Origin of the sequence: Aliiroseovarius sp. S2029 (assembly GCF_023195575.1) — a bacterium.
In the GTDB taxonomy this organism is placed as follows: domain Bacteria; phylum Pseudomonadota; class Alphaproteobacteria; order Rhodobacterales; family Rhodobacteraceae; genus Aliiroseovarius; species Aliiroseovarius zhejiangensis.
The window spans coordinates 286,575-312,947 of the sequence record NZ_JALPQE010000001.1; the positions used below are offsets into that span (position 1 = coordinate 286,575).

Here is a 26,373-nt window from a genome sequence, read left to right on the forward strand (position 1 = left end):
GAATGATAAAGGACGACCATGCTGGACTCCGTAGACGGTACCGCTTTCAACAACGAACAAGGCAATCGCGCGCGCAAACTGTTTGCTGCGGTGGTGCTGGCCGCGTTGGATGATGCAATCGCTGATGACAAGAAATACGGCAACGGCCCGGATCAAATTGCCCGCTGGGCCCGCTCGCGCGACGGGCGCGAAGTGCTGAGCTGTGCTGGCATCGACCCGAACGAACGCGTCGTCAAAGGCTTGATGGAGTTCGTGTCCAAAGGGGTTCGCACCTCGGTGGCGCTGAGCCGCGAAGAAAGCGAACGCCGCCACGCCGCGCAGGCCGAAGCCGCCTGACCGGACGATCCCTTATGGATCACACGAAGTCGCGCCCCCCGGGGCGCGTTTTTCGTTTCAGGCCGGTCTTCGGTCGGTTCAGGGCTGGGCAGACCCGTGAAAAGCCCCTATGCAACCGACATGACCAAGGCGATCATGATCCAGGGCGCGGGCTCGAATGTCGGGAAATCCATGCTGGTGGCTGGGATTGCGCGGGCATGTGTGGCGCGTGGACTGAAGGTCGCGCCCTTCAAGCCGCAAAACATGTCGAACAACGCCGCCGTGACCGTTGATGGCGGCGAGATCGGGCGGGCGCAGGCCCTTCAGGCGCGCGCTTGTGGGTTGGACCCGGTGGTCGACATGAACCCGGTACTGCTGAAACCCGAAACCGACACCGGGGCGCAGGTGATTGTGCAAGGCCAACGCTTTGCCACGATGAAGGCGCGCGACTATGGCCGGGCCAAGGCCGATCTGTTGCCGCGTGTGCTGGACAGTTTTCACCGCCTCGGCGAAGGCCGGGATCTGGTATTAGTCGAGGGCGCTGGAAGCCCGGCCGAGATCAATCTGCGCGCCGGTGACATCGCCAATATGGGATTTGCCGAGGCGGCGAACCTGCCCGTCGTGTTGGTCGGAGACATCGACCGCGGCGGCGTCATCGCGCAGCTTGTGGGCACCCATGCGGTGTTGCCAGAGCAGGACCGAAACCGCATCAAAGCCTTCCTTGTGAACAAGTTTCGTGGCGATCCCACACTGTTCACCGAAGGCGCCGCCGAAATTGGTACGCGCACCGGATGGGCGGACCTTGGCACTTTGCCCTGGTTTGCAGACGCCTGGCGCTTGCCCGCCGAGGACGTGATGGACATCGCCACCCGCCCCGGCGGTGCATTCAGGATTGCCGTGCCGCGCCTGAACCGGATTGCAAATTTCGACGACCTGGATCCCTTGGTGAATGAACCCGGTGTCACGGTCGACATCGTTGAGCCGGGCCGCGCCCTGCCCGGCGATGCGGATCTGGTGCTGATCCCCGGATCGAAATCCACCATCGCCGATCTTGCCGATTTCCGCGCGCAGGGGTGGGATGTGGATCTGGCCGCCCATATCCGGCGCGGGGGGCATGTGCTGGGCATTTGCGGGGGCTATCAGATGCTGGGTCAGAAGATTGTGGATCAGGACGGGATCGAAGGCTCGCCCGGAGAGGTGACGGGACTGGGACACCTTCAGATCACAACCTGTCTGGAACCCAGGAAGACTCTGGCCCTGACCAAAGCGCGTCACATCACATCAGGGGAACCGGTCACGGGCTACGAGATTCACTTGGGCCGCAGCAGCGGTCCCGACACCGCGCGCGCCTGGCTGTCGGTCGATGACCAGCCCGAGGGTGCAACAAGCCCCGATGGCCGCGTCCAGGGATGCTATCTGCATGGACTGTTTTCAGCGGATGGATTTCGCAGGGCTTTTCTGAGCGGATTGGGGGCGCAGGCGGCAGGCACCGGGTTCGAAACCCGCATCGAAACCACGCTGGATGCCTTGGCACAGCATGTCGAAACCCACCTGGACCTGGATCGTTTCCTGTCCCTGGCCGAATAATCCCCGCGCCTATTCAAGCCCTTTCAGGGTCAGGGCGCGTTCGATTTCACGCCGGACGAAGCGGCGGATGGATTGGGTGATCTTCTCGCCCACTTCGCCTTGCAACTCTTCGCGCACCAATCGGGCCACCATGGCCTGCACCACCTCTTCATCAATGATGTCGGTGTCGTCGGCGACAATCTCGACAGCGCGCGCAGGCGCAGGGACAGGTTCAGAACGGCTTGGCAAAACGTCCGGGGCGCTGGCGTTGGGGGTGGGCGTATCGTCCACCGGATCGGTCACGGCGATGAACGGGGCTTCCCCCGCGTCCTTGCCCGCATTGCCCGCATCGTCAGACCAGCCATCAGCGCGGCTATCGCCTACGATGGACCCGTCTTCTTCTTCCGTGTTCAGCCGAGCAGCGTGAAACATCAAAACGTCGGTCTGGGCGGTTTCATCCCCGCCATCGGCTTCCCATTCGTCGTTCTGAGGGCTGCGGCCCGCATCAGGATGATGGTCCGCATCTGCGTCTCGCGCCGGGTCATAACCACGATGCGAAAAAACCGGGACCGAGGACGTGGCGTCCGTCTGGTCCGCAGGCTTATCCGCCGTGGTGCTAGGGGGAGTGCCGCCCGCAGGCGAGGCGTTCCGACCTGCATCGGGCTTGGCCTGTGGGGTCGCGGGTTTCGTGACTTCGGGATCATGAACCCGAAACGCCGGAGTCAGAACCAGCTTTTCCGCTTTTCCCGCATTTTCTCGGCCATCTGATGCCTTGCTTTCAGAAATCAGTCGGCGAATCGAGGAAAGGACATCCTCAATCTCGGCATTTGAAACCGGGTCAGACATGCGAAAACACCTGCATTTTGTACCACGGGCCGGTCCATCCGGCCTTCGTTACAGGAACATTACCCAATGCAGCACGTTCGCACAACTGAACGAACTGTTTCAATTTTTGCCAAGAGCTTCCAACAGGCTGTCCAGACGCTTGCCCTGCGGGCTGACACGATGGACCGGAGCGGACTTCACAGTGTTGAAATAGGCTTCGGGATCATAGGTCACGACCCCCAGTTTCAGATGTTCCGCCGTCAAAAGCCCCATCGCAGACAACAGCGAGTACGCCGCAAGATACTGGTTGGACTGGGCCGTGATCCGGCTGGCTTCGGCGTTCAGAAGCTCTTGTTCCGCGTTCAGCACGTCAAGCGTGGTGCGTGACCCAAGTTGCGCCTCTTCCCGCGCGCCGCGCAACGCCACGCGGCTGGCGCGGATCTGACGCTCGGTCGCCTCAAGCGAGGCCGCGGCGATGGCAAGCTGCGCCCAGGCATTCGCGACCCCCTGATCCACCGCCAGAAGCGCCTGATGCAACCCGGCACGCGCCGCTTCGGCATTGGCCACGGCCTTGCGGTGTTCCGCAGACAGTTTTCCGCCGGAATACACGGTGCCGCGCAAAGCCACGCCAACGCTGTTTGAGACGAAATCGGTCCCGCCGACATCCTGCCACTTGGTTTCCGCACTGCCGACCAACGCTGGCTTCATCGCCGCCATGGAAATCTCGATGGCAAGATCTGCGGCAGCAACATTGTGTTGGGCTGCCAGAATATCAGGATGGCGCTGACGGGCGATGCCCTTCGCGGCCTCAAGCGTGTTGGCCGTCATCGGCAAGGCGGGCGGTGCGGACAACGCGCCCGGCAAATCACCGGTCGCCGCGCGATATTCTTCACGCGCAATGGCAAGATTGCCCTGCGCCGAAGCCTCGTTCGCACGAGCGGCCGCCAGACGCGCCTGAGCCAGGGCAACATCCGTCTGCGTCACTTCCCCGACTTCGAACCGGTCATTTGCCGCGCGCAGTTCCTGTGTCAGAACCCGCACCGAATTGCCCTGAAGCTGGACGTTTTCGACAGCCGAGCGCACGTCGACATAGGCCTTGACCGCCCGCAACAGCACCTGTTGTTCGACACTGATCAACCCGTCACGCGTGGCCAGCACGATTTCTTTCTGAGCCGCAACCGCCGCCTTGCCGCGCCCGAAGTTGTAGATCAGAAATTCAGCCGTCAGCGACGCCGTCGTCGCCCAGGCCGAATTGCCGGAAATGCTGGTGTTGGGATCTGTCCAGCCATGGGAAATGGCATAGTTCAGCGTCGGCCGCAGCGCCGCCTGTGCGATTGCCACGTCCTCGTCAGCGGCCCGCAGCAGAGCCTGGTTCTGTTCCAGCAGTCCGCTGTGCTTGTAGGCCGATGCCATCGCGTCGGACAGTGTTTCCGCCACGGCCACGGAGGCCAGTGGAGCCTGTGCAACCGTCAGGCCGATCGCCAGCAAAAGACGTGCACTTCTCATTCCAATCCGACCGACCATTCTGCAACCTCGTCAAATTCTGCCAATGGGCCAGACGCCCCGGCCCATCAATTGTCTTTTCAAAGCACGAACTCGCGGGCTTTCTGGAACCCGTCAACCAAGGGGGCACCGGCGCTGAACCCGTGGCGCCAGACGACATTGCCGTCGATCTTGTACCCCACCTTGACCGTGCCCAGCATGCCTTCGGCAAAGATGCAGCAGATCCGGCCACCGTCCTTCAGCTGATCGGTCAGGTGTGTTGGCACGACCTCTACCGCCCCTTGGATCAGGATCACGTCATAGGGTCCGTTCTTTGCATTTCCATCTGCCAGCGGCCCGACAACCACCGCGACATTGTCGGCGCCATGCTCGGACAGGTTCGCCTGCGCTTCGGCCGCCATTGTTTCGTCTTCTTCGACCGCAACAACGAAATCGGCAAGGCGTGCCACGACCGCCGAACTGTATCCAAGCCCACACCCCAGATCGAGCACCAACTCGTCAGGCTGGATGTCCACGGCATCAAGCATTTTTGCCAGGGTGCGCGGCTCCAACACAACGCGGCCGCCTTCCAATGCGATGTTTTCCCCGACATAGGCCGCTTCGCGCTTGGCATCGGGCACATAATCTTCACGTGGGACAGAAAGCATCGCGTCGATGATCGGGAACTTGGTCACATCCGAGGGGCGCACCTGCGTGTCCACCATCATCGTGCGGCGCATGGCAAAATCAGTCATGTCTGGCCTATCTTTACTTGGACGTCTGGTTTCTCTTGCCATAGATAGACAGACGCGGCAATCCCGCACCGCATGATATGGATAAAGCGTCGCAATCACGACAAGGTGCATTATCGAAAGGTTTTGCACCAACGCAGCGGTTCCGGGCTGGACATGCCCCCGGAATTGGCGCTAGAGAAACCCAACACCACGGATGGCGAGTTGGCGGAGTGGTGACGCAGCGGATTGCAAATCCGTGTACACCGGTTCGATTCCGGTACTCGCCTCCATGTTTCGTGATGATGCGCATTCCGACAAGACCAGGTCCTGTTGGCGTCAACTGGTTGTCGCTGGCATCGGCTCGGTTTTGGTGCTGGCCAGGGCTGTCATCACACAGCGACGTTCAAGTTCGTTGGCGCACCGCGCTTCGACTACGCATGCTGTCTCTATCGGCTATTCATCAGCATGTACCGCCCTCGGGCCTGACATGAGATCTGAGCCTGCAGGTCTCCGCGGATAAGGGCTCGTGAACGGTGCCTATCCCCCACTGATTCCAAGGGATTGTTCGGGACAACGAGCAGTTCTGCGCAGCTTGGCTTGACCGCGATTCTCACAGGTCGAATCGACTCTCTGCCGAAGTTATGTTAAGGAGATAGGATTAAAGTTTTAATGGTATTTGGGGGGATGCCGTTTGCATGCTTTTATTTTTAGAGCGTTTTTTTGCCTGATTGTTCTTCTTCTGCCACTTCACGCAAGTGGTCAGACATCACTGGAAACACCTGACGATAAAGGCCCGTCCACTTCGTCGTTGCGCCAAATATTGGCGCTTTTGGAAGACGAGATCGAACAGGCAACACAAGAACGCGACCAACTGTTGGAAGAAACCGCGACTGCCGAAGCCCGGCTTCGGTCGATTGAGGAAGAACTGGTTCAGCAGCAAGACCAATCGCGCACCAATCTGCTTTTGGCGGCAGAGATCGAAAGAACCCGAAAATCGCTGGAAGGTGAATTGTCCGAGGCACAGAAATTGCTGGACAAATACACGTCGGCATCGGAATCCGCGTCGCTCGAGCTGGCCGAACGACAGGCCAAGGCAGAACAGATTGCCGCAGACACTCAGGCAGCACAGGCGGTCCTGACGGGTTTGCAAGCGAAGATCGAGACATTGAAAGATACCGCTGAACAACTGCGTCTGGACAGCGAGAAGGCGGACGACATGGCCGCAGAGATCGTCGAACTCGAAACGCGGAAGGCCGACGGCACCGCCGCTCTTGAAGATCTGACCGCGCAGATAGAGGCTGCCCGCACCGAGCTTGAGGGGCTGAAAGCTGGTATTGCCGAAGACGTTGCCGCACACGAATCCACAAAGAATGAACTTGCCGCCTCCGAAACCCGGCTGACGGAACTGCGTGACGGCATCGCCGAGGCCGAGGCAGACGCCGTACGGCTGGATGAGTTGCAAGCCCAGACGGCATCGTTGTCTCAGAAAGTTACGGCGTTGACGGATGACATCGAGGCTCGGGAAACCCGTCTGACCGATCTGAACAACCAGATGAAGGACGCGGAAAGCAAACTTGCAAACACGCGCGACGCGATTTCGGACGAAACCCTCAATCTTTCTGCCCTGCGCACCGAACTTGCCGCGGCACAAGCGATCATTGACGATCAGAACGTGGCAGCGGCAAAGCTCAACGAGCTTCGAGCGGAACTGGCAACGGAGAAGCAGGCGCATCAGACGGCGGTTTCACAGACCGCAGCAGCGAAGCAAGAGCTTCAGGCGTTAAACGCCGAACTGGCCCGGACCCGCGATGCGCTGGCTGTCGCATTGACCGAAGCCGAGGCTGCCGAGGCCAGAACTGCCAGTGCCGAGGAAGATCTGGCGGCGGCCACAGGACAGCTTGAAACTGTAGAAGCGCAAATTGCCGAGCAAGAGTCGCTGGTCGTGGACAACACCGACGCCCGCGCCAGTTTGTCTGCGCTCAGGACTGATATTCAGGCTGCAACGGCTGAAAAAGAAACGCTTGCCGAGTCGTTGGCAGCCGATCAGCAAGAGCATGCGGCGCTGCAGGCCGATATCGCTACGGCCAAGACGAATCTGGCCACCATTGACGAGACCGTAACGGCCCAGCGCCAGTTTCTTGCCGAACTGACGGATGAAATCGGCAAGAGCCAGGCGCGCCTGCTCGACCTGGCCCAACAAACCGCCGATGCCGAAGCGCGGCAGCAGGAGCTTGATCAGAAGCGTGCCGAACTGGCCGAGTTGACGGAAAAAAGCAGTGCCATCTCGGACGAGCTTGACGCCCTGCAAGACAAGGTCGCCGTAACACAGGCAGAGCTGGACACCACGCAGGATGAACAACAGCGTCAGTCTGCCGAATTGGCGCAAACCGTTGAGAAGCTTGAGAATGCCCGCAACGAACTGGCCGGGATCGAGCAGGCCAAGCGCACCCGCGAAGATGAGGTGGCACAGCTTGAAGCGGACCTCGCCGAGTTGCGCACCAACCGCGAAACGGTCCGCGCCAACATTCACTCCATGACCCAGGCCTTGACGGGGTTGATCGGGACTGGCGCGTCATCCTCAACCACAGCGCCGCCGACCGTTGCCGAGACCGCACCACAGGCCATGCCGGTTGTCGCCTCGCAAACGGAAGACGCCCAAACGACCGGCGCAACGGACGCGCAATCGCCGGATCGTAGCGAGGCAAGCCAGGTCGCGCAGCGCCGTCGCGCGGTGCCGTTGACCGCAGTTCAGGTGCAAGCCCTGCTGTCGCAAACGCCCGGTCTGTCCGGCGCCGACCCCGACGCGCTGGCAGTATTGCGGACCGAGCTGGAAAACGGCGCCTGTACGGTGCAAGCCCTGCAATCGGCCTTTGGCACGGTCAACCGGCAGACCCTGGTTGCCATGGTTCGCGAGATCGGTCCGTGTTGATTATTTCAAAGATATTTAAGCATTGAAGAAGAAGGGGATAAGCAAGTGAGACAATTTGATTTCGGGTTTTTCAAGCGGGCTTGTCTGGGCGCTTGCCTGATGGTCGGGGCGTTCGGCGGCACCACGGCCGCAGCGCAGGAGTTTGGCAAGAACATTCTAACAGGCGGCCCCAACGGCACCTATATTCAGATCGGCCGCGACCTGGCCGAAGTGGCCGAAGCCTGCGGGCTCACATATGCCATTCAGGAAAGCGCCGGGTCGCTGGAAAACTTCCTGGGGGTGCGCAGGCGGTCGAACACCCAGTTCGGCATTGTGCAAAGCGACGTGCTTGAATACCTCAAGACCTATGCCAGCGACGACCCGAACATCGCCCGCGCGATCTTTGGCGTCCGCATCGCTTTCCCTTTGTACAATGAAGAGGTCCACATTCTGGCCCGTCGCGACATCACATCGCTGGCCGGTCTGAACGGCAAACGGGTTGCGGTCGGGGTCGAAGACAGTGGCACCTTCCTGACCTCGTCTCTGGTGCTGGATCTGGCGGGGGTCAAACCGTCCGAAAGGGTCACGATCAACGCAACGGATTCGATGGAGCGCCTTCTGGCAGGGGATATCGACGCGATGTTCTATGTCGCTGGGGCCCCGACGAAGCTGTTCCAATCCGACCAGATCGACGCGACACAATTCCATCTTTTGCCCATCGACGATCCCACGCTCAGTTCGGTCTATGTGCCGACCAGCATTGCGGCGGGCACCTATCCGTTTCAAAGCGACGCGATCGACGTTGTCGCGGTCAAAGCGGTGCTGATGACATATGACTACAACGCGAAAAAGAACGAGTATCACAGGCTGAGCTGCAAGGCGGTCTCGGACATGTCGAACCTGATCCTTACAAATTTCCGCCAGTTGCAAGAGGTCGGCCACCCGAAATGGAAGAGCGTGGACCTGAACGATATACCGCCGGGATGGGATATCGGTGAATGCGTGAACGCAGGTCTTGCCGACAGCTATCAGATGCAATGCGCCTCTCCTGCCCCGATGGCGGCGGATGAATCGCTGGAAAGCCAGGCGAACGAGGCATACCGCGCCCGCATCTGCGCCGCGATTGGTTGCTGACACCTGCATGGCACGGCTTTTGCGCACTGCGCGGCGCCGTGCCAATCGGTGCTGATCGGGACCGGGCCACCTGTAAGGGAAGTCAGAAAATGCCGGATCAGGGGGCGTTCAGGGCGGCCTTGGTGGCGTCGCCTGATCCGTCACTCGCCGCAAGATCAATGGGAAACCAGTCTGACACGGCACCGGCCGACACGTCGTCCACAACCTGCGCACGCACCCGCCAAAGCGCCGCGCCTGCGGGAACGGGGTGACGCAGGACCGAGCTTTCGACGCCTTCTTTTGCCGCAACCACCCTGCCCTGACGATCGGCAAACTCGATTGCATACAGGGCCGGGTCTGCCCCGGCGCCGCTGGTCCAGACCAGCGCCGCTGTCTGACCGTCCACCAGAAACGACAGCAGAGGCAAGGGCGCCGTCGGCGCCCCCTGCACGCGGTCGGGCGGCGGCACGGTCAACCGATCCGCAGCGGCTTCGACCTGACCCGCGGCCTGTTCATAGTACCTGCGCGCCAGCACGTGATCGACTGGCACCCCTTCGCCCAACTCGTAAATCTGTCCCAGAAAATACGCCGCACGCGCGTGACCCGAACTGGCTGCCAGAGCAAAGGCCACCACGGCCGCCTGCGGGTTTTTGTCAGCTACGGTCAGTGCAAGCCGATACCAGTCGTCGACTTCTTCCGGTGGTGCGCCGAAACTGTCCAGCACAGCCAGGGCTGCCGATGTGTCGGCAAGGCGCGGCGGCGGAGGTGCGGCAGCCACCGCCTTCGGCACGGCAGGTTCATCTCCGCTCTCTTTGGATGTGCCTGCCGCGACATCCTCCTGCGTTTCGGCGACCATCTCGGTCCCGGACGCAGGCTCCCCCCCCATCTGTCCCGCAAGCATCGCCGTATCGGATGCGCCACCTGTATCGCGCGCGTCTCGGGCCGGTCCGATGACGCCATAGGCTACCAGCGCAAGGCCGGCCACCCCGGCAAGACCGGCAAACAGCCTTGGGCGGGACCGTTTCCCGCGCTTGGAGGCGGGGGGTGTGGCAGGCGAAGGCTTGGGACCAGGTGCCGCGAATGGATCCTCATCCGGATTTTTTACCGCCGCAGATGCAGGCGGCGCAGCGGGGCCAGCCGTGCTGTCCGGCATTTGCACCTTCCGGTTGCTCTTGAAACTTGGCGGCGGCAGGTCCGGCAGGTCCCCGCCCTCGCCGGTCGCCACTGGTGCCTGAACATCCAGCTTCAGACCCAAGGCTTTCGTGGTCGACAGTTTGCACCGCTCGACCATCGGGGGCTTGATCTGGGTCTGTCCCAGCGACCGGGCCTCATTCAGCAACATCTGGCAAAGCAGGTTGATCGCTTGCGGGTGTCCTTGCGTGCGGTCGTGGACCGCCTTGAGCGCCTCATCCTGGAAGCCCACATCATTGACGCCTGCGACCGTCAACCGATGCCGGACATAGCCCGCCGTATCCTTGTCCGCCATCGCATCCAGGTTGAAGGACGGCCCCAGCAACGCGGCTGAGGTCTGGTCAAGCCGCGTCAGCAGGTCAGGCAGACCCACAAGAACAATCTTGAACAACGCTTTCTCGGGCCCTTCATTCAGCCGTGCGATATCGAATAACGCAAACAGATGCGCGTCTTTCAGGTTATGGGCGTCTTCGACAATGACGGTTGGCAGGTCGATGTCCTGCTTCGCGGCCTCAAGGCTTTGTTCCAGAATACGACGGTGCAGGTCCTTTTCCCCCGGCCCCGGATCAGCTCCGAACGCTTCGAGAATTGCGCGACAGGGATCGACCTTGATCCGGGGACCGTATGGGCAGATGCCAAGCAGTCGGGCGGATTGCGCGTCCGACATCACCTTGCGAACCACGGTCGATTTTCCCGCCCCCTCGGCGCCGGTAAACACCGTCAAAAGGATGCCGCTATTGATCGCAAAGGTCAGACGGTCGACCGCCAGCGCGTGCACCGCGCTCCAATAGTCATACTCGGGTGAGGTGCTTTGAAACGCATCGACAGTCAGGACGGGATCAGGATCAGACATTCAACCTGTTACCTTCGTTTACATTCCAGTCTTGCCCAAGGCGCCGGCTCAGGCGGGGTACCCGTGGTTCTGGATCAGCATCCACACATCAGAATTCAACGCTTTGAGGTCATTCAGCGACTGTTCGATGTCATCAATGGTCGCCCCATCCAAAGCCGACTTTTGCCCGACCTTGATCTGGTTCTTGCGGTCGGCCACCCGCATCCGGATGGTCGAAATATCGCCGCTTTGGGAGTTAAATGAGTAAATGCAATGATTGTACTTGTTGCGCAGGCCGGACAGCAGCTTGATCCGGCGGGTGATTTCCAGCACCGCCTCTCGTTCCGCCTGTGACACGCGTTCAAGTTTCGAAAGCCGTTCGACAAGATCGATCCGGGCGCGCGTGGTGTTGAGCGTCAGAAAGATTACCACCGCAGTGTCTTTATCCGTATGTGACAGCCCTGCAATCAGATGGATCAACAGGCTTTCGGTGTTTGTCCAGCTGTAGTTCAAACGGCCAAGCAGCAGGAGGAACCGGTCAAAATCCCCGCCGGGTCTGTCCTGTGGGTCTGGGTGATCGACGGCGGTCATGGATTACCTTCCCTGCAGTCTGTCCAATGTTTGGCCGTGCGACAGGAACCAGTTCGTGGCGCTGACCCTGTTATGCACCTTGAGCTTGCCGAAGATGTGATGAACGTGCAGCTTCACGGTATGTTCGGACAGGCCGAGCTGTTCGGCGATGGTCTTGTTCGCCATTCCAGTGGCCAGCAGGCCCAGCACCTCGACCTCGCGCACGGTCAGGTTTGGCAAGGCCGACGGCGGAGGGGTTTTCTCTGCCGTTTCATCCGCCTGACCCGGCACTGGTGAAGTCCCAGTTTCAGCCCCGGCAGAGATCGGATTTTGACGGGTCAGCAATTCGGCGGGAACGAACGCCTCGCCCAAAAGCAGAAGCCTGAGCGCGGCGAACCAGGCGTCCAGAGACGATTTCATCGGCAAGAACCGCAGAGTGTGTTCGTCTGATGAACCCGCCAGTTGTTGGCGCAGCACGCGCCCCGCCTGCGCCGAGGAATAGGCAAGCACCTTGCCGGCACCGCTGTACACCGGGTCCAATGCAGGCCGGGTCCGCAGATAGGTTTCCATCGAAGGTTCGTCGAAGATGATCAGGTCCGTGGCCAGCTTGCTGACATCATCCAGAGCGTCCAGATCTGATACGCACCGAAGGCGCATCGCCGTGACGTCTTTGAACTCATACTCAAGCGTTCTGAGCAACCGGTCGGAGAAAACCATGCTGTTTCCCAGAAAAATCAGGACGGTATGATCGGGTTGGGCCAATGACTTTGGGGCTTGGGCAATCGGGTCTCTCTGCTTATCTCGCATCTGCAACACAACAGCGTCCTCCAATACTTGGTCTGTCGAGGAGCACTTTGGCTTGCCAGAACGAGCTGAATGACCGGCACCGGTGACGTCGCGCGTTTTCCTGACAATTGCTCCTGTCGAAAAGCAATATCTCTAAATAATTCAGTCTAAAATCGTAATTATATTCTTATGACTATAACACAGTTGGCGGCGTTGAACAAATTTTCGTCACAATTCCCATCAAACCGGTCGATAACTAATCAATTCGTACTAGGAGAACCACGCGCATCTCGCTCATGGCGTGTAAATCACGGGGAGTCGATCTAGTAAGAATCGCGCAAATGGTCTGCATCACTCGATTCAAAGTTGATTCAGCATCGATCATTTCCGCGTTTTCGAACAAAAAAAATGCCTTATTTCAAAACCCTGCACAGCTAAATCCTTTGTCCGGCTGTTTTTCGGGGCAACTCCAATACAGGCTAAACGTGCGTCTGCATTTTCAGGCGCCGTAGTTTGAATTGGTTCAGCAAGTTTATTGAAACGCCAGGTCGGCAGCCCGTCTTTTCGGGCAAGCAATATCAGGCACCGATCCATATTTTCGGATCAAACACTGGTTTCGACCGGCACAGCATAAAGGGGGGACGCGCATTCAGCTTCACGCGGCTGATCCTGTTTTGCCTCGGCAATCCGCTTCACCCGCATCTCACAACATCAAACTCAACCATGCCCGCAGATTGGCCACTTTGGAAAGACTGGTGGCGTCCATGGGCATCAGTAAAGGAATTAAGTCATGTCAAAAGACAGAGGACATCACACCGCCAACCAGTTCGCCATCGGCGAAGTGCAGGTTGACGAAGCAAATTTCGACGTCGATGCAGATATTGATGTCGGCTATGCCGATGTTGATCTTGACGCCCAGCAGCAGCAACAGCAGCAGCAGGTCGATACGTCGGATGTAAACGACAACGCCAACAATCAGGGCCAGGATCAAGGTCAGGGCCAGGATCAGGGTCAGGGTCAGGACCAGAACCAACAAGCAAGTTCCGACCAAAGCCAGACCAATGGCGGAGATGACAGCAACGACAACTCCAATTCGGTCAATATCGACTTTGGCGGCGGCGAGTGGATCCCGCGTGACGATGATGTCGTGGACATCGACGTCAAGGACGGCACCGTTGAAAATGTCGTGACCGCTGGGGGCGACATCGCGCTGGATCCCGGCGACGACATCGGTGACATCATGACCAACGTCAGATTTGGCGCGGGCAATGATACCGGCGTCGTGAACGTGCAGGAGGCTTATCTGTCCGACGATGACCACCTTGGCTCAGCCTCGGTGGCCAACAATGGCGACTTCACCCAAAACGGCAACGCCAACGGTGGCAGCGCCTCGGCTGGTGACGGTATCGCAAATGACACCTACACCGGTGACGGTGGCTCAGGTGCGAATGCGGATGGCGGCCAAGCCAATGGCGGTGAAGCGATCGGCGGATATGCCGATGCGACAGGCGGTGACAGCGGTGATGGTGGCGACAGCGACGCAACCGGCGGCGATGCCGGCGACAGCGGCGCAGCAACCGCACTGGGTCTGGGTCTTGGCCTGGGCATCAGCGGCAATTCTGGTCAGACCAATGGTGGCGACAGCGGTGACGCGGATGCCAACAGCGATGCGACCAGCGATGTCAGCAGCAACAACAACACCCAGGGGTTTGGCGGTAACAGCGGCGACTCCTATGCCGAAAGCGACGCCAATGATGGCTCGATCAGCAGCGATGCCAACGGCAACGCGGTTGGTGGCTATGGCACCGGCGGTGATGGCGGTGACGGCGACGGCGGCGACGGCGGCGACGGCGGTAATGGCACCGGCGGTGACGGCGGCGGCGGTGACGGCGGCGACGGCGGCAATGCCCATGGTGGCGACGCAACCGGCGGCATCGGCGGTGCTGGCGGAGACGGCACAGGTGGCGCATCGACCACTGGCAATGGCGGCGACGGCGGTGATGGCACCGGCGGCGACGGCGGCGGCGGTGACGGCGATGGCGGCGACGGTGGCGACGGTGGCAATGGCACCGGCGGCGATGCGGTCGGCGGCTATGGCACCGGCGGCATTGGCGGCGACGGTGGTAATGGCGCTGGCGGCGACGGAGGCAATGGCCCCGGCGGCGACGGCAACGCAAACGCCAATACCAGCAACTCGGGCTTCAGCGACAATGACGCCACGACCGACAACGATGCCTCCAGCGACAATGATGCAACCGGAAACGGCGGCGACGCCGGGGCAGCATCTGGTGCCGCAGCCGGCGCAGCAGCCGGGCTTGGACTGCTGAACCTTGCTGGTGCAGGCGCCATGGCTGGCGACCCGACGGCAACGGCCGGCAATGGCCCAGCCGATGCGGGTGGTGCGTCAGACGCAGGAGGCAACGCCGATGCGGCCGGTGACGGCAGCGGTGATGGCGATGCTGATGCCAGCGGTGACGGTGGCAAAGGCACCGGAGGCGCCGGAGCCGGCGGTGACGGAGCCATGGGTGCCCAAGGCACCGGAGGCACCGGAGCCGGTGCAACCGGCGGCCAAGGTCCAGGCGGTGCAGGCGCAACCGGTGACGGTGGCGACGGCGCAGCCGGTGACGGCGGTCAGGGTCCGGGCGGTGCTGGTGCGGCTGCAAACGGCGCTGACGGCGGCCAAGGCCCCGGCGGTGACGGAGCCATCGGTATGGGTGGCGTCGGCGGTCAAGGCCCCGGTGGGGCTGGTGCAGTCGGTGCAGCCGGTGACGGTGGCCAAGGCCCGGGTGGCGATGGTGCCATGGGCGATGGTGGCGACGGCGCCATGGGTGACGGTGGCATGGGCGGTGACGCCGATGGGTCCGCTGACGCCAAGAATGACGTCGACGGCACCGCAAGCTCGACGGCAGATACCGGAGACGGCGGCCTGGCCGATGTCTTCTCGGAATCGGCCACTGACGGTTCAGCCGACAGCATGGCAGATGCCATCTCGGGCTACGGCGGTGCGGCGGACACCAACCAGACCTCGTCCGCCAGTGCCGATGGCCAGTCCGGCGGCACCAACACCGCAGCCAGCGGTGCCGGTGGCATGGGTGGTACGGCCAACTCGACCGGAGGCTATAGCGGTGACGCCATGGGCGGCAGCTCGAACGGCGGCATGGCAGATGCCAGCGGTGTGACCGGCGGCATGGGTGGCACGGCCACCAATGGCGCAAGCGGCATGGCCGATGGCGGCAAGTGGGGTTCAGGCAATGGTGACGACGGTTATGTCACCGGCGAATCCTATGCCTCGGCCGCAGCCGTGGTGGACACCGCCGCGTTCAATCAGAGCATCGTGATGGGTGCCAACGTGCTGGGCAACACGGTCGACATGACCGTTGTTGGCGGCTCGATGAGCTCGACCTATGTCGGTGACGATTCGAACGACGCCTAAACAATCAACGTCCGGGGCCGCTTGTCGGCCCCGGACCCGTTCAGTGCCAGGTTCGTTTGTTTGACAACAGTATTCAGCAAGGAGTTGACGCAGCCATGAGCCTTGACCAGACAACCGAGTCCATCGCGCACTTCATTGGTTTGTTTCACCTCGCTGAAAACGAAGCACGGCTCAGAACGGATTACTACGAATTCAAACTGAAACAGAAACTGGCCGAGGCGGGTGAATTTGAGTTCAAACCCGTCCTCAACAAAGCCCCTTTTGAACTGGGTAAGTTCAACCCCCACTCACAGTACACGCCAACCCCCGAACCGCCTGCTCAGGTCGCAGGAAACGGGTCACTCGCCCTTCCGGCGCTGACCGTGCCGCTTGATGGCACGGGCGCCATCGGTCCAGATGGCCCCGTCCCGATCGACACCGGGGCTGCGGTGGATTTCATCATGGGCAGCGTCACGATCCTGCCCTTCATCCCCCTGCCCTCATCCGTGATCACGGTGACGATCCAGACCATTCACCTGGATGACAACGATGTGATTGGTGATGTCGATGCGGCAGGGTTCCAACCGCTCGACGGTCTGTATGCCGCACTTGAGGCCGCGATCGAACTGGCCGAAACACTCCAGCCCTGGACCACTGACGGGCTGATTGCCGAGCTTCTGGACGATGCCGGAAATGTTCTGCCATTCCTCGACATGATCAACGCGGTCGAAGACCCCGAAATCGAGGGGCTGAACATCGCGATCATCGAAGACGAGGACACGGAAGGTGTGTACGTCAACGGCGAACTGGTCGACGAGGTGCCGGAACTTGACGACCATCTGCCCGCCTTTATCAAAGCAAAGCGCGACAAGCTGAACGACGACGAGGATGAAGACCAACCGGCCGGTGTTGCCAAGGATCAGGTCATCCTGGACACCGGAAACGACGCCTGGCCAACCCCCGTCAATTCCGAACACAATGTCAGCGCCGGCGCGAACGAGGCACATAACCATGCCGCAATCCACACAAGCTGGATCGACGCGGGCGTCATCGCCGTGGCTGGCGATGTGATCAACCTGAACGCGGTATCTCAGGTCAACGTGCTTTATGACACGGACCAGTATCACGACACTCTTCAGAACGACCCAAGCGCGCCGTCACAGGCCCAGAACATCGCGTCAACCCAGATCGACAACCGCGACGTTCCCGACGGGTTCGAAATCGAAGCATCGACGTCGACCGACCTGCCGTCAAACTGGCATGTGGTGCGGCTGGAAGGCGATGTGACCGTCACCAACTATCTGCAACAGCACACGTTCGTGATGGATTCCGACCGGCTGGACCTGACATTTTCGGCCAACTCCACCTCGATCGTGACGGGCGAGAACCTGACCTACAACCTTGGTGCGGCCGCCGATTTCGGCCAGGGCTATGACCTGATTTTCGTTGGTGGCACCATGCTGTCGCTGAACGTGGTCAATCAGACCAACGTCCTGTTGGACAACGACCAATTCTATGGCTCGGGAATGGATGACGCCGCCGTGTCGGGGCACGACAACCTGTTGCGCAACGAGGCCAGCATCCATCAGGAAGGTATCGACACACAGGTCGACATGCTGGACGATTTCAAGACCGCGCTGGATGATCTGCAACAAGGGGTCGACGACCTGTCGGCTGCCGTGGCCCAAAGCGCCTATTTCGAGGGGCTGGACCAGCTCAGGGTTCTTTATATCGACGGTGATCTGACCCAGATGAACGTCGTCGATCAGGTCAACTATTTGGGCGACATGGATCAGGTGCATATGGCACTGGATTCGGTCCAGTCCGCCCTGGACGACATTCCGGTGGCCATTACCACCGGGTCCAACCTGTTGACCAACACCGCGTCAATCACCCAGACGGGCTTTGACTCGGATGTGATGGCGGGCGGCGATTATTATAACGACGCCCTCCTGTACCAGGCCGATCTGATCGACACCGACGCCAACCCAGCGGGTGTCGGCATGACCGGCCTGACCAACGAAGCCGTGGCCTTTCTGGCCGATGACATGATTGCCGATGCGGTGAACGAGTCCCTTGAAGCCGCAGGCATCACCAACGATGCCCATACCGGCGGCACGGCGTTGGACGTTATGCAGACAATGACAACTTAATCCATTTTCAAAGCGAGTGATTACATGACCAATGCGGCACAGCAGGTCCGCGACCCGGAAGCACCTTCAAAACCACGGTTGGTGTTGAAAACGGTCGACCGGGTCGAAACCGAGACGCAGCCGACATCCAAGATGGACGGCGCGGGGATCGGTGTAACCATCGACCAGAAGGCGAACCAGCCGATTTCCAACAAGCCCACCCCTCCCACCAATCGTTCCGGCGGTGGTGGCGGCGGCGGTGGCGGCGGCGCCAATTTCCACAAACGGATCGGGCCGCAGGATTTCTCGCAAAGCCTGAAGGAAGGTATGGCGGCGGTGCGCGGCAACCTCATGTTCGTGATGGTGATGACCTGCGCCACCAACATCCTGATCCTGTCGATCCCGATCTATCTGTTCCAGATTTCCGACCGGGTGCTGACCAGCCGGTCGACAGACACGCTGATCATGCTGACCATCGTGATCGCGGGGGCGGTGATCCTTCAGGCCGTGTTTGACGCGGTCCGGCGTTTCGTCCTGATGCGCACGGCGGTCGAGGTTGCGGCGAAGCTCGGCACCCCGATCCTGAGCGCCGCGGCGGCGGCTTCCCTGAACGGCACCGGGCGTGAATATCAGACGCTGGGCGATCTTCAGCAACTGCGCGGCTTCATTGTGTCCGGCACGCTGATCTCGTTCCTTGATGTGCCTTTTGCCCCGCTGTTCATCCTTGCCATTTTCCTCGTGCATCCGCAGCTTGGCATGATCGTGATCGTGACCTCGCTTCTGCTTCTGGTGATCGCGCTGATCAACCAGAAGGCCACGGCAAAGCCCTTTGCCGAAGCCAACCTGGCGCAATCCAAGGCGAACATGCACCTGGATTCGATGTCGCGAAACAGCCAGATCATCAACGCGCTGGCCATGATCCCCGAGGCCGTGTCGATCTGGGGCAAGGACACCGCCGCATCACTGACCGCGCAGGTGCGCGCACAGGATCGCAACATCATCTCGGCCGCGTTTTCGCGCGGCGTGCGCCTGTTGACGCAGATCGGGATGCTGGGCTGGGGTGCCTATCTGGCCATTCAAGGCGAGATCACGGGCGGCATGGTCATCGCCGCCTCGATCATCGCGGGCCGCGCGTTGGCGCCCATCGAGGGGTCGATCGAAGGGTGGAATGCTTTCATCCTGACCCGCGGTGCCTATGGCCGTATCCGCACGCTTCTGCAAAACTCGAAACTGCAATTCGAAAAACTGCGCCTGCCCCGACCCGAAGGCCGGCTGGATGTGGAACGTCTGCTGTTCGTGCCCCCCGGCACCAAGGATGTGGTGCTGAACGGTCTCAGTTTCCAACTGAACCCCGGCGAAAGCCTGGCGATCATCGGCAATTCCGGCGCGGGCAAGACGACGCTGGGCAAGATGCTGGTTGGCTCGATCCTGCCCACATCGGGCAATGTGCGGCTGGACCTGATGGACCTGCGCAACTGGGAACCGCGCCAGTTCGGTGAAAGCATCGGCTATCTGCCGCAGGACGTGCAACTGTTCCCCGGTTCGATCAAGGACAACATCGGCCGGATGCGCGCCGATGCGACGGACGAACAGATCTATGAGGCCGCCAAACTGGCCGATGTGCACGAGATGATCGCCAACCTGCCGCAGGGCTATGAAACGATGGTGGCCGCCGATGGCTCGCCGCTGTCGGGCGGGCAGAAACAGCGTATCGCGCTGGCGCGCGCCTTTTTCGGCAACCCCCGTATGGTGGTGCTGGACGAGCCGAACTCGAACCTTGATGCAGCCGGCGACAAGGCACTGGCGCGCGCCATAGAACATGCGCGCCGCAGCAAGATCACCGTGGTCGTGATCACCCAGAAACCCGCCCTTCTGGACGTGGTCGACAAGATCATGCTGATCCGCGACGGTTCGATCGCGCTTTTCGGAACCCGCGACACCGTGTTGCAGCGGATCCGCGACGATCAACGCGCCCGCCAACAGCCACCCAAACCACTGGGGGAGCAAACCTGACATGACCCAGTCAAACCTTCCCACCAACGCCGTCGTCCTCCATGAATGGCATGACAAAGTGCCGCGCTCGATCAAGAAACACGTGATGTTCGGACTGCTTCTGCTGGTCGTGACCTTTGGCGGGTTCGGCGCATGGGCGTTCCGCGCACCGCTTGCCGCTGCAGTCATCGCGCAAGGCAGCTTCGTCGCCACGGGGCGCAACAAGATCGTGCAGCACCTTGAAGGCGGTATCATCCATGAAATCCTGGTCAGAGAAGGCGACGAGGTCGCGGCGGGCGACGTTTTGCTGACCCTTGATGAAACCGCCGCGCTGGCCAACCGGCGCGAGTTGCACATTCGCAAAGCGCGGCTTGAGGCGACCGTGACCCGTCTTGCCGCCGAATACCGCGAGCTGGAACTGCTCGATTTTCCGCAACAACTTTTGGACGAGGCCAGTCAGGATCCGGAAATCGCGTCGATCCTTGATGGTCAGCGGCTGTCATTCAGCACCGCCCGCGCTTCGCTGAACAATGATGTCTCGCTATTGGAACGCAACATCAACGCGCTCGAAATCCGCAAGACCGGGTATCAGATCCAGCATGATTCCCACGTCAAGATGGTCGAACTGCTGGATCAGGAATACGCCGACAAAAGCAAATTGCTGAGCGGTGGTCTGATCCGCCAGACCGAGGTGAACGCGCTGCTGCGCGCCAAGATCGAAGCACAGGGCCAGATCGGGCGCCTGCAAGCCGAGGTGAACGAAAACGAGCAGTTGATGCTGAAACATCAGACCCAGATCGAAAAGGTCCGCAGCCTGTATCGCGAAAATGCGCTGGATGAATTGCAGGTCATCCAGGCCGAACTTGAAAGCGTGCGTGAAAAATACCGCAAGGCGGAAAACGTCCTGACCCGGTCCGAAGTCACGGCCCCGGTCAGCGGCACGATCCTGCGCCTGCACTATTTCACCCCCGGCGGGGTGATCGAAACCGGCAAGCCCATCGCGGAAATCCTGCCCTCCAGCGCGCCCCTGATCGTCGAGACGCTGATCCTGCGCACCGATATCGACAGTGTGCATCGTGGGCAGAACGCCGTTGTGCGGCTGACGGGGCTGAACGCGCGTACGACGCCGGTGCTGGACGGCACGGTCGATTATGTCTCGGCGGATGCGATTGCCGACAACGCAAACGGTGTCACGCGCGAAGTGTTCGTGGCACGTGTGACCCTGTCGCCCGAAGAACTGGCCCTTGTCAAAGGCTTCGTCCCGACGCCGGGTATGCCGGCCGAGGTGATGATCCAGACGGCCGAACGGACCTTTGCGCAGTACATTGCCCGGCCGCTGGCCGACAGCATGGCGCGCGCGTTCCGGGAACAGTAGGGAACCGGGAAGAACGCGCTTGCCGAAAGTGCGATGCCAGCGTGATATCTGGCCGAGGCAAGCAGTCGGTTGTGGGCCGCGATCCGCGCCCCATGGAAATTCAGCCATGCAACCCCCATCTTAGACAGGACTGACTTTTCCAAGGGGGTTCAGATTTGAAGACTTATGAAAAATCCGCTGAAGCCATCGCCAAACTGTCGCCCGAACAATATCGCGTGACGCAGGAGAACGGCACCGAGCGTCCGGGAAGTGGTGAATACCTCGGCAATAAGGCGCCCGGCATTTACGTCGACATCGTTTCGGGCGAGCCGTTGTTTGCGTCCTCGGACAAGTATGAAAGTGGCTGCGGCTGGCCCAGCTTCACCAAGCCGATCGAGCCTGCTCATATCACCGAGCTTCAGGATGCCTCGCTCGGGATGATGCGGACCGAGGTCCGATCGTCCCATGGCGACAGCCATCTGGGTCACGTGTTCCCCGACGGGCCAAAGGACCGGGGCGGGCTGCGCTATTGCATCAACTCGGCCTCGCTCAGGTTCGTGCATCGGGACGACATGGAGGCGGAAGGCTACGGGGACTATCTCAATCAGGTGGAGGATATCGGATGACACAAGAGCGTGCAGTTCTGGCCGGGGGGTGTTTTTGGGGGATGCAGGATCTGATCCGCAAGCTGCCCGGCGTGATCTCGACCCGGGTGGGATATACGGGCGGTGACGTGCCCAATGCCACCTATCGCAATCACGGCACCCATGCCGAGGGTATCGAGATCATTTTCGACCCTGACAAGATCACCTATCGCCGCTTGCTGGAGTTTTTCTTCCAGATCCATGACCCGACCACACCGATGCGGCAGGGCAATGACATCGGGCCGTCCTATCGGTCCGCGATTTATTACGTGGATGATGCACAGAAGGCCGAAGCCCTGAACACCATCGCGGATGTCGAAGCATCCGGCCTGTGGCCCGGGAAGGTCGTGACCGAGGTTGAACCCGTGGGTGAATTCTGGGAAGCAGAGCCTGAACATCAGGATTATCTTGAGCGCGTTCCCAACGGATACACCTGCCACTTCGTGCGCCCCGACTGGGTTCTGCCCAAACGCGACGCCGCCGAATGACAGGTTAAACCAGGACGCGGGCCGGTCATACCCGGCCCACGCGCCCGATCTGTCGCAGCAAAAGACCTTGCCGCCCCCGTCTGCATGTCGTTATCTGCTCGGCGATCATGTATATCCGTCGCGCCCTTTCTGTTGCCCACATTCTCCTGCATCGCTCAGGCCTGCTTGCGGTGCGGCTTGGCTGCGCGGTGGCTGTGTCCCTGTTGTTCACGGCCACGGTTGCGCGGGCGGATGAGATTACCGTGTTTGCCGCCGCCAGCCTGAAGGACGCGTTGGATAAAGCCGTTCAGGGCTTCGAGGCCGAAACCGGCCACACCGTTCATTTGTCCTATGCCGGCTCGTCGGTGCTTGCCCGGCAGATATCTCAGGGCGCGCCTGCGGATGTGTTTATCTCGGCCAATACCGACTGGATGGACGTGCTGGAAACCGATGGGCACATCGCAACCGAGACACGGGTTGATCTTGTCGGCAATGATCTGGTGCTGATTGCCCCCGCGAATGCTGCGGCCCCCACACCGGTCGAACTGACCGATCTTGCCGGGTATCTGGCCGGACGGCGATTGGCCATGGGGCTGGTCAAGGCCGTTCCCGCCGGCATCTATGGCAAGGCGGCGCTTCAGTCTCTGGGCCAGTGGGACAGCGTTGCCGCCCTGGTCGCGCAAACCGACAATGTACGCGCGGCCCTAGCGCTGGTGGCGCTGGGGCAGACGCCGTTGGGCATCGTCTATGGCAGCGACGCCTTGGCAGATGCACGGGTGCAGGTGGTGATGCGATTTCCGCCCGAGAGCCACCCTGCCATCCGTTATCCGGCAGCAGTCATCGCGGGCGAAGGCCGGGACACCGCCCGCGCATTCCTGAACTGGCTTCAGCACGACACGGCTATTGAGGTTTTTCTGAACCACGGCTTCACCGCGCTGGAGGGGACATGACCGGCTGGCTGGGTCCGCAGGAATGGCAGGCGGTTGCGCTGTCGCTGAAGGTGGCGTTCTGGGCAACGGTATTTTCCCTGCCGCTGGCAATCCTTGTCTCGCACGCTCTTGCGCGGTGGGACTTTCCGGGCAAGCAGGTCGTCAACGGGCTGGTGCACCTGCCCCTGATCCTGCCGCCGGTCGTCACCGGCTATCTTCTGCTCTTGGTTTTCGGGGCGAACGGCCTTGGCGGGCGGGCGCTGGAGGCGTTGGGCATGGGCATCGCCTTTCGCTGGACCGGGGCCGCGCTGGCCGCGGCGATCATGGGGTTTCCGCTGATGGTGCGTGCGATACGGCTGTCCATCGAAGCGGTCGACCAGCGGTTGGAGCAGGCCGCCGCCACATTGGGGGCCAACCGACTGAATGTCTTTGCCACTGTCACCCTGCCGCTTGCCCTGCCCGGCATTCTGACCGGCACCATTCTTGGGTTTGCCAAGGCGATGGGCGAGTTTGGGGCGACAATCACTTTCGTTTCGAACATTCCGGGGCAGACGCAAACCCTGCCCTCGGCCATCTACAGTTTTTTGCAAGTGCCTGGTGGTGAAACCGAAGCAATGCGGCTGGTCATCGTGTCGATCATCGTCGCCATGGCCGCGCTGATATTGTCCGAGGTCTTTGCCCGCCGCATCGCCAATCGGATGGAAGGCGCATGACCCACCCTGCCCTTTCCGTTCACCTGAAACAGGACCTCGACACCTTCGCGCTGGATGTAAGCTTCGACGTGCCCTCTGGCCTGACCGTGCTGTTCGGCGCTTCGGGGTCGGGCAAGACCTCGGTCATTGATGCGGTCGCGGGGCTGGGCACCTCGGCCACCGGGCGGGTCACGGTTGGGGATCAGGTTTTGATGGATACGGCGCGCAACATCCATCTGCCACCACACAAAAGGCGGCTGGGATACATCTTTCAGGACGACCGCCTGTTTCCGCATCTGAGCGTGGCGCGCAATCTGGATTATGCCCGCTGGATCACCCGCCAACCCAAGGATCAAAAAGCCTTCGATCGAGTGGTCGAGATGCTGGGCATCGGATCGCTTCTGCCGCGTCGCCCGGCGCGGTTGTCGGGGGGGGAAAAACAACGTGTTGCCATTGGACGCGCGCTGTTGGCCCGCCCCAAGCTGATCCTGGCGGATGAACCTCTGTCCGCGCTGGATGGTGCGCGCAAGGGGGAAATTCTGCCGTATTTCGAGCGGTTGCGCGATGAAAGCGATGTGCCGATCCTGTATGTGACCCACGCCGCAACCGAGGTGGCGCGATTGGCGACAACCGTCGTGGCGCTGGCGGCGGGACGGGTGATCCGACAAGGTACGGCCGCCGAGGTTCTGGGCGACCCCAGCTTCACACCTGGCGGCTTGCGCGATATCGGGGCGGTGATCGAAGCACAGGTGGTGACCCATCACGCAGACGGCTTGACCGAGCTGGACGCGGGCGGCCTGCCCCTTCTTTTGCCGCAAGTGGTCCGATCTGTCGGTGACAAGCTGCGGCTGCGCATCGCCGCGCAGGATGTGATCCTGTCAAAGACCCGGCCCAAGGGGATATCGGCCCTGAACATCCTGCCCGGCACCATCGCGGACATTCAGCCAAGCGACGGTCCGGGCGCGGTGGTCTCGCTGGATACAGCCGCTGGGCGTGTGCTGGCGCGGGTCACGAAACGATCCGCGCAGGCAATGGGATTGCAGCCGGGGGGGAGCATCTTTGCGGTCGTCAAATCGGTCGCCGTGGCCCCCGGCGACGTTGGCACAGCGTCACGCTAAAGCTTGTCGCGCAGGGAAAACCAGAACATGGCCGCGACCAGAAGGGGCCAGCGCATCGCCACGCCACCGGGAAAGCGTGGGGTTGGCACGGACGCCATCAGGTCGAACCGCTCGGCCTGACCTGCGATCGCCTCGGCCGCCAGTTTGCCACCCAGCGTCGCCATTGCCACCCCGTGCCCGGAATAGCCGGATGCCGACAGGACATTGCCCTTCAACCGTGCGAAATGCGGCATGCGGTTCAGCGTGATGCCCAGCGTGCCGCCCCAGGCATAGTCGATCCTGGTGTCCCTCAGTTGCGGATAGATCTCCAGCATCGGTTTGGACACCAGCTTCACAATGTCCTTCGGGAAGCGATAGCCATAGCTTTCGGCACCACCAAACAGCATCCGGTTATCTTCGGACAGACGGAAATAGTTGATGACGAACTTGCTGTCCGCCACCGCGTGACCGTCGCGGATCAGCGATTTGGCAAACCCGTCGTCCAGAGGTTCAGTGGCGAGGATGAAGTTGTTGATTGGCATGACCCGCGCGGCCACGCCCGGTTCGACCTTGCCAAGATAGCCATTGCACGCCCACAGGACGTGATCGGCGGTGACCCGCGCCGTGTCGGTTGTGACAACCACCTTTGCCCCATCGCTCACGCCCGTGACGCGGCTGGTCTCGCAGATACGCGCGCCCGCAGCCTCGGCCGCCCGTGCCATGCCGAAGGCCAGACGCAGCGGATGGGTATGCCCCCCGCCCATATCCAGCGAACCACCATGATAGGCGGGCGAGCCGCATAGCTGGCGCATCTCGTCCCGATCCACCGCGCGGATCAGGTCATAGCCATATTCTTCGTTCAGCTTGCGCACATAGGCATGGTCTTCCGGCACGTACCGTGCGCGGTGCATCGCGTGTAGGATACCATCGGTGAAGCCTGCGTCGGGTGCGTGTTTCGCCACAATGTCGCGCACCAGCTGAACGCTCTCCAACGACAGGTCCCAGAGCTTTCGCGCGTCGTCGCGCCCCACCATCTTTTCCAGCGCGTCCTGTTCCAGCCGCTGCCCGGTGCCCACCTGACCGCCATTGCGGCCCGACGCCCCGAAGCCCACGCGCTGCGCCTCGAGCAGCAGCACGTCATAGCCGCGATCTGCAAGGTGCAGGGCTGCCGAAAGACCGGTATAGCCACCACCGATGACGCAGACATCGCATCGCATATTCCCTGCCGCCGCAGGGTACGGCCCGGGGGCATCCGCGGTGGCGGCATACCAGGATTGCGGGTATTCCCCTGTGCGGTCATTGGCGGTCAGTAAGTCCATGAACCCCTCATAG

Annotated in this window: 20 protein-coding genes and 1 tRNA gene; 14 read left to right on the forward strand and 7 right to left on the reverse strand. The window is 61.2% G+C overall.

Annotated features, from left to right (window positions below; genetic code table 11):
• Window positions 1-18 precede the first annotated feature (18 nt).
• Both MUY21_RS01465 and MUY21_RS01470 read left to right on the forward strand, forming a co-directional pair.
• Window positions 19-336 carry a DUF6280 family protein gene (locus MUY21_RS01465; protein WP_191285003.1) on the forward strand — a complete coding sequence of 106 codons (318 nt, stop codon included), beginning with the start codon at window positions 19-21 and terminating at the stop codon, window positions 334-336.
• A 120-nt stretch (window positions 337-456) separates the two neighbouring features.
• The gene (locus MUY21_RS01470) at window positions 457-1,902 is read left to right on the forward strand and encodes a cobyric acid synthase (RefSeq protein ID WP_248409167.1); all 1,446 of its coding nucleotides are present in this window, start codon (window positions 457-459) and stop codon (window positions 1,900-1,902) included.
• Window positions 1,903-1,911: 9 nt separating this feature from the next.
• Here MUY21_RS01470 and MUY21_RS01475 read toward each other — a convergent pair whose 3' ends face one another.
• From MUY21_RS01475 to MUY21_RS01485, 3 genes are all read right to left on the reverse strand, one after another.
• Window positions 1,912-2,727 (reverse strand): hypothetical protein, encoded by an 816-nt coding sequence (locus MUY21_RS01475; RefSeq protein ID WP_248408640.1) that lies wholly within the window; start codon window positions 2,725-2,727, stop codon window positions 1,912-1,914.
• Window positions 2,728-2,826: 99 nt separating this feature from the next.
• Complete coding sequence (locus tag MUY21_RS01480; RefSeq protein ID WP_248408641.1) at window positions 2,827-4,212, reverse strand: TolC family outer membrane protein; 1,386 nt, start codon at window positions 4,210-4,212, stop codon at window positions 2,827-2,829.
• A 77-nt stretch (window positions 4,213-4,289) separates the two neighbouring features.
• Window positions 4,290-4,943, reverse strand: a complete 654-nt coding sequence (locus MUY21_RS01485) for a protein-L-isoaspartate O-methyltransferase (protein WP_248408642.1) — start codon at window positions 4,941-4,943, stop codon at window positions 4,290-4,292.
• A gap of 195 nt (window positions 4,944-5,138) precedes the next feature.
• Between MUY21_RS01485 and MUY21_RS01490 the strand changes: the two genes are divergently transcribed.
• The 3 genes from MUY21_RS01490 to MUY21_RS01500 all read left to right on the forward strand — a co-directional run bounded on the left by MUY21_RS01490 (window position 5,139) and on the right by MUY21_RS01500 (window position 8,964).
• Window positions 5,139-5,212, forward strand: a tRNA-Cys gene (locus MUY21_RS01490).
• 530 nt (window positions 5,213-5,742) lie between these two features.
• Window positions 5,743-7,851: a hypothetical protein gene (locus tag MUY21_RS01495; protein ID WP_248408643.1), complete on the forward strand. Its 2,109-nt coding sequence runs from the start codon at window positions 5,743-5,745 to the stop codon at window positions 7,849-7,851.
• 45 nt (window positions 7,852-7,896) lie between these two features.
• A complete protein-coding gene (locus MUY21_RS01500) occupies window positions 7,897-8,964 on the forward strand; it encodes a TAXI family TRAP transporter solute-binding subunit (RefSeq protein ID WP_248408644.1) in 1,068 nt (355 codons plus the stop codon).
• Between the two features lie 97 nt (window positions 8,965-9,061).
• On the opposite strand, the gene MUY21_RS01505 is transcribed toward MUY21_RS01500, so the two are convergent.
• Genes MUY21_RS01505 through MUY21_RS01515 form a run of 3 tightly spaced genes read right to left on the reverse strand, consistent with a single transcriptional unit; the run spans window position 9,062 to window position 12,253 of the window.
• A complete protein-coding gene (locus MUY21_RS01505) occupies window positions 9,062-10,987 on the reverse strand; it encodes an AAA family ATPase (RefSeq protein WP_248408645.1) in 1,926 nt (641 codons plus the stop codon).
• 48 nt (window positions 10,988-11,035) lie between these two features.
• Entirely contained in the window at window positions 11,036-11,557 is a 522-nt protein-coding gene (locus tag MUY21_RS01510; RefSeq protein ID WP_248408646.1) for a hypothetical protein, read from the reverse strand.
• A 3-nt stretch (window positions 11,558-11,560) separates the two neighbouring features.
• Complete coding sequence (locus MUY21_RS01515; RefSeq protein ID WP_248408647.1) at window positions 11,561-12,253, reverse strand: response regulator transcription factor; 693 nt, start codon at window positions 12,251-12,253, stop codon at window positions 11,561-11,563.
• An 859-nt stretch (window positions 12,254-13,112) separates the two neighbouring features.
• Here MUY21_RS01515 and MUY21_RS16055 point away from each other — a divergent pair.
• From MUY21_RS16055 to modC, 9 genes are all read left to right on the forward strand, one after another.
• Window positions 13,113-15,755 carry a hypothetical protein gene (locus MUY21_RS16055; RefSeq protein ID WP_282568902.1) on the forward strand — a complete coding sequence of 881 codons (2,643 nt, stop codon included), beginning with the start codon at window positions 13,113-13,115 and terminating at the stop codon, window positions 15,753-15,755.
• A 95-nt stretch (window positions 15,756-15,850) separates the two neighbouring features.
• Window positions 15,851-17,887, forward strand: coding sequence for a hypothetical protein (locus tag MUY21_RS01545; protein WP_248408652.1), 2,037 nt, complete (start codon window positions 15,851-15,853; stop codon window positions 17,885-17,887).
• 24 nt (window positions 17,888-17,911) lie between these two features.
• Window positions 17,912-19,879: a type I secretion system permease/ATPase gene (locus MUY21_RS01550; RefSeq protein WP_248408653.1), complete on the forward strand. Its 1,968-nt coding sequence runs from the start codon at window positions 17,912-17,914 to the stop codon at window positions 19,877-19,879.
• 1 nt (window position 19,880) lies between these two features.
• Entirely contained in the window at window positions 19,881-21,233 is a 1,353-nt protein-coding gene (locus tag MUY21_RS01555) for an HlyD family type I secretion periplasmic adaptor subunit (RefSeq protein WP_248408654.1), read from the forward strand.
• Window positions 21,234-21,388: 155 nt separating this feature from the next.
• Entirely contained in the window at window positions 21,389-21,838 is a 450-nt protein-coding gene (msrB, locus tag MUY21_RS01560; RefSeq protein ID WP_248408655.1) for a peptide-methionine (R)-S-oxide reductase MsrB, read from the forward strand.
• Entirely contained in the window at window positions 21,835-22,344 is a 510-nt protein-coding gene (gene msrA / locus MUY21_RS01565) for a peptide-methionine (S)-S-oxide reductase MsrA (protein ID WP_248408656.1), read from the forward strand. The genes msrB and msrA overlap by 4 nt, the downstream gene beginning before the upstream one ends.
• Before the next feature lie 170 nt (window positions 22,345-22,514).
• Complete coding sequence (gene modA / locus MUY21_RS01570) at window positions 22,515-23,273, forward strand: molybdate ABC transporter substrate-binding protein (protein WP_248408657.1); 759 nt, start codon at window positions 22,515-22,517, stop codon at window positions 23,271-23,273.
• The gene (gene modB / locus MUY21_RS01575) at window positions 23,270-23,965 is read left to right on the forward strand and encodes a molybdate ABC transporter permease subunit (protein WP_248408658.1); all 696 of its coding nucleotides are present in this window, start codon (window positions 23,270-23,272) and stop codon (window positions 23,963-23,965) included. Before modA ends, modB begins: the two co-directional genes overlap by 4 nt.
• On the forward strand, window positions 23,962-25,062 hold the full coding sequence (modC, locus tag MUY21_RS01580; RefSeq protein WP_248408659.1) for a molybdenum ABC transporter ATP-binding protein: 1,101 nt from the start codon (window positions 23,962-23,964) through the stop codon (window positions 25,060-25,062). The genes modB and modC overlap by 4 nt, the downstream gene beginning before the upstream one ends.
• On the opposite strand, the gene MUY21_RS01585 is transcribed toward modC, so the two are convergent.
• On the reverse strand, window positions 25,059-26,360 hold the full coding sequence (locus MUY21_RS01585; protein ID WP_248408660.1) for an FAD-binding oxidoreductase: 1,302 nt from the start codon (window positions 26,358-26,360) through the stop codon (window positions 25,059-25,061). The two genes, modC and MUY21_RS01585, sit on opposite strands and share 4 nt — an antisense overlap.
• Window positions 26,361-26,373: the final 13 nt, after the last annotated feature.

Bases quoted from the DNA above. Each gene is read 5' to 3' on its own strand.
- MUY21_RS01465 (WP_191285003.1), top strand. From the start codon at position 19: ATGCTGGACTCCGTAGACGGTACCGCTTTCAACAACGAACAAGGCAAT.
- MUY21_RS01470 (WP_248409167.1), top strand. From the start codon at position 457: ATGACCAAGGCGATCATGATCCAGGGCGCGGGCTCGAATGTCGGGAAA.
- MUY21_RS01475 (WP_248408640.1), bottom strand. From the start codon at position 2,727: ATGTCTGACCCGGTTTCAAATGCCGAGATTGAGGATGTCCTTTCCTCG.
- MUY21_RS01480 (WP_248408641.1), bottom strand. From the start codon at position 4,212: ATGAGAAGTGCACGTCTTTTGCTGGCGATCGGCCTGACGGTTGCACAG.
- MUY21_RS01485 (WP_248408642.1), bottom strand. From the start codon at position 4,943: ATGACTGATTTTGCCATGCGCCGCACGATGATGGTGGACACGCAGGTG.
- MUY21_RS01505 (WP_248408645.1), bottom strand. From the start codon at position 10,987: ATGTCTGATCCTGATCCCGTCCTGACTGTCGATGCGTTTCAAAGCACC.
- MUY21_RS01510 (WP_248408646.1), bottom strand. From the start codon at position 11,557: ATGACCGCCGTCGATCACCCAGACCCACAGGACAGACCCGGCGGGGAT.
- MUY21_RS01515 (WP_248408647.1), bottom strand. From the start codon at position 12,253: ATGGTTTTCTCCGACCGGTTGCTCAGAACGCTTGAGTATGAGTTCAAA.
- MUY21_RS16055 (WP_282568902.1), top strand. From the start codon at position 13,113: ATGTCAAAAGACAGAGGACATCACACCGCCAACCAGTTCGCCATCGGC.
- MUY21_RS01545 (WP_248408652.1), top strand. From the start codon at position 15,851: ATGAGCCTTGACCAGACAACCGAGTCCATCGCGCACTTCATTGGTTTG.
- MUY21_RS01550 (WP_248408653.1), top strand. From the start codon at position 17,912: ATGACCAATGCGGCACAGCAGGTCCGCGACCCGGAAGCACCTTCAAAA.
- MUY21_RS01555 (WP_248408654.1), top strand. From the start codon at position 19,881: ATGACCCAGTCAAACCTTCCCACCAACGCCGTCGTCCTCCATGAATGG.
- msrA (WP_248408656.1), top strand. From the start codon at position 21,835: ATGACACAAGAGCGTGCAGTTCTGGCCGGGGGGTGTTTTTGGGGGATG.
- modB (WP_248408658.1), top strand. From the start codon at position 23,270: ATGACCGGCTGGCTGGGTCCGCAGGAATGGCAGGCGGTTGCGCTGTCG.
- modC (WP_248408659.1), top strand. From the start codon at position 23,962: ATGACCCACCCTGCCCTTTCCGTTCACCTGAAACAGGACCTCGACACC.
- MUY21_RS01585 (WP_248408660.1), bottom strand. From the start codon at position 26,360: ATGGACTTACTGACCGCCAATGACCGCACAGGGGAATACCCGCAATCC.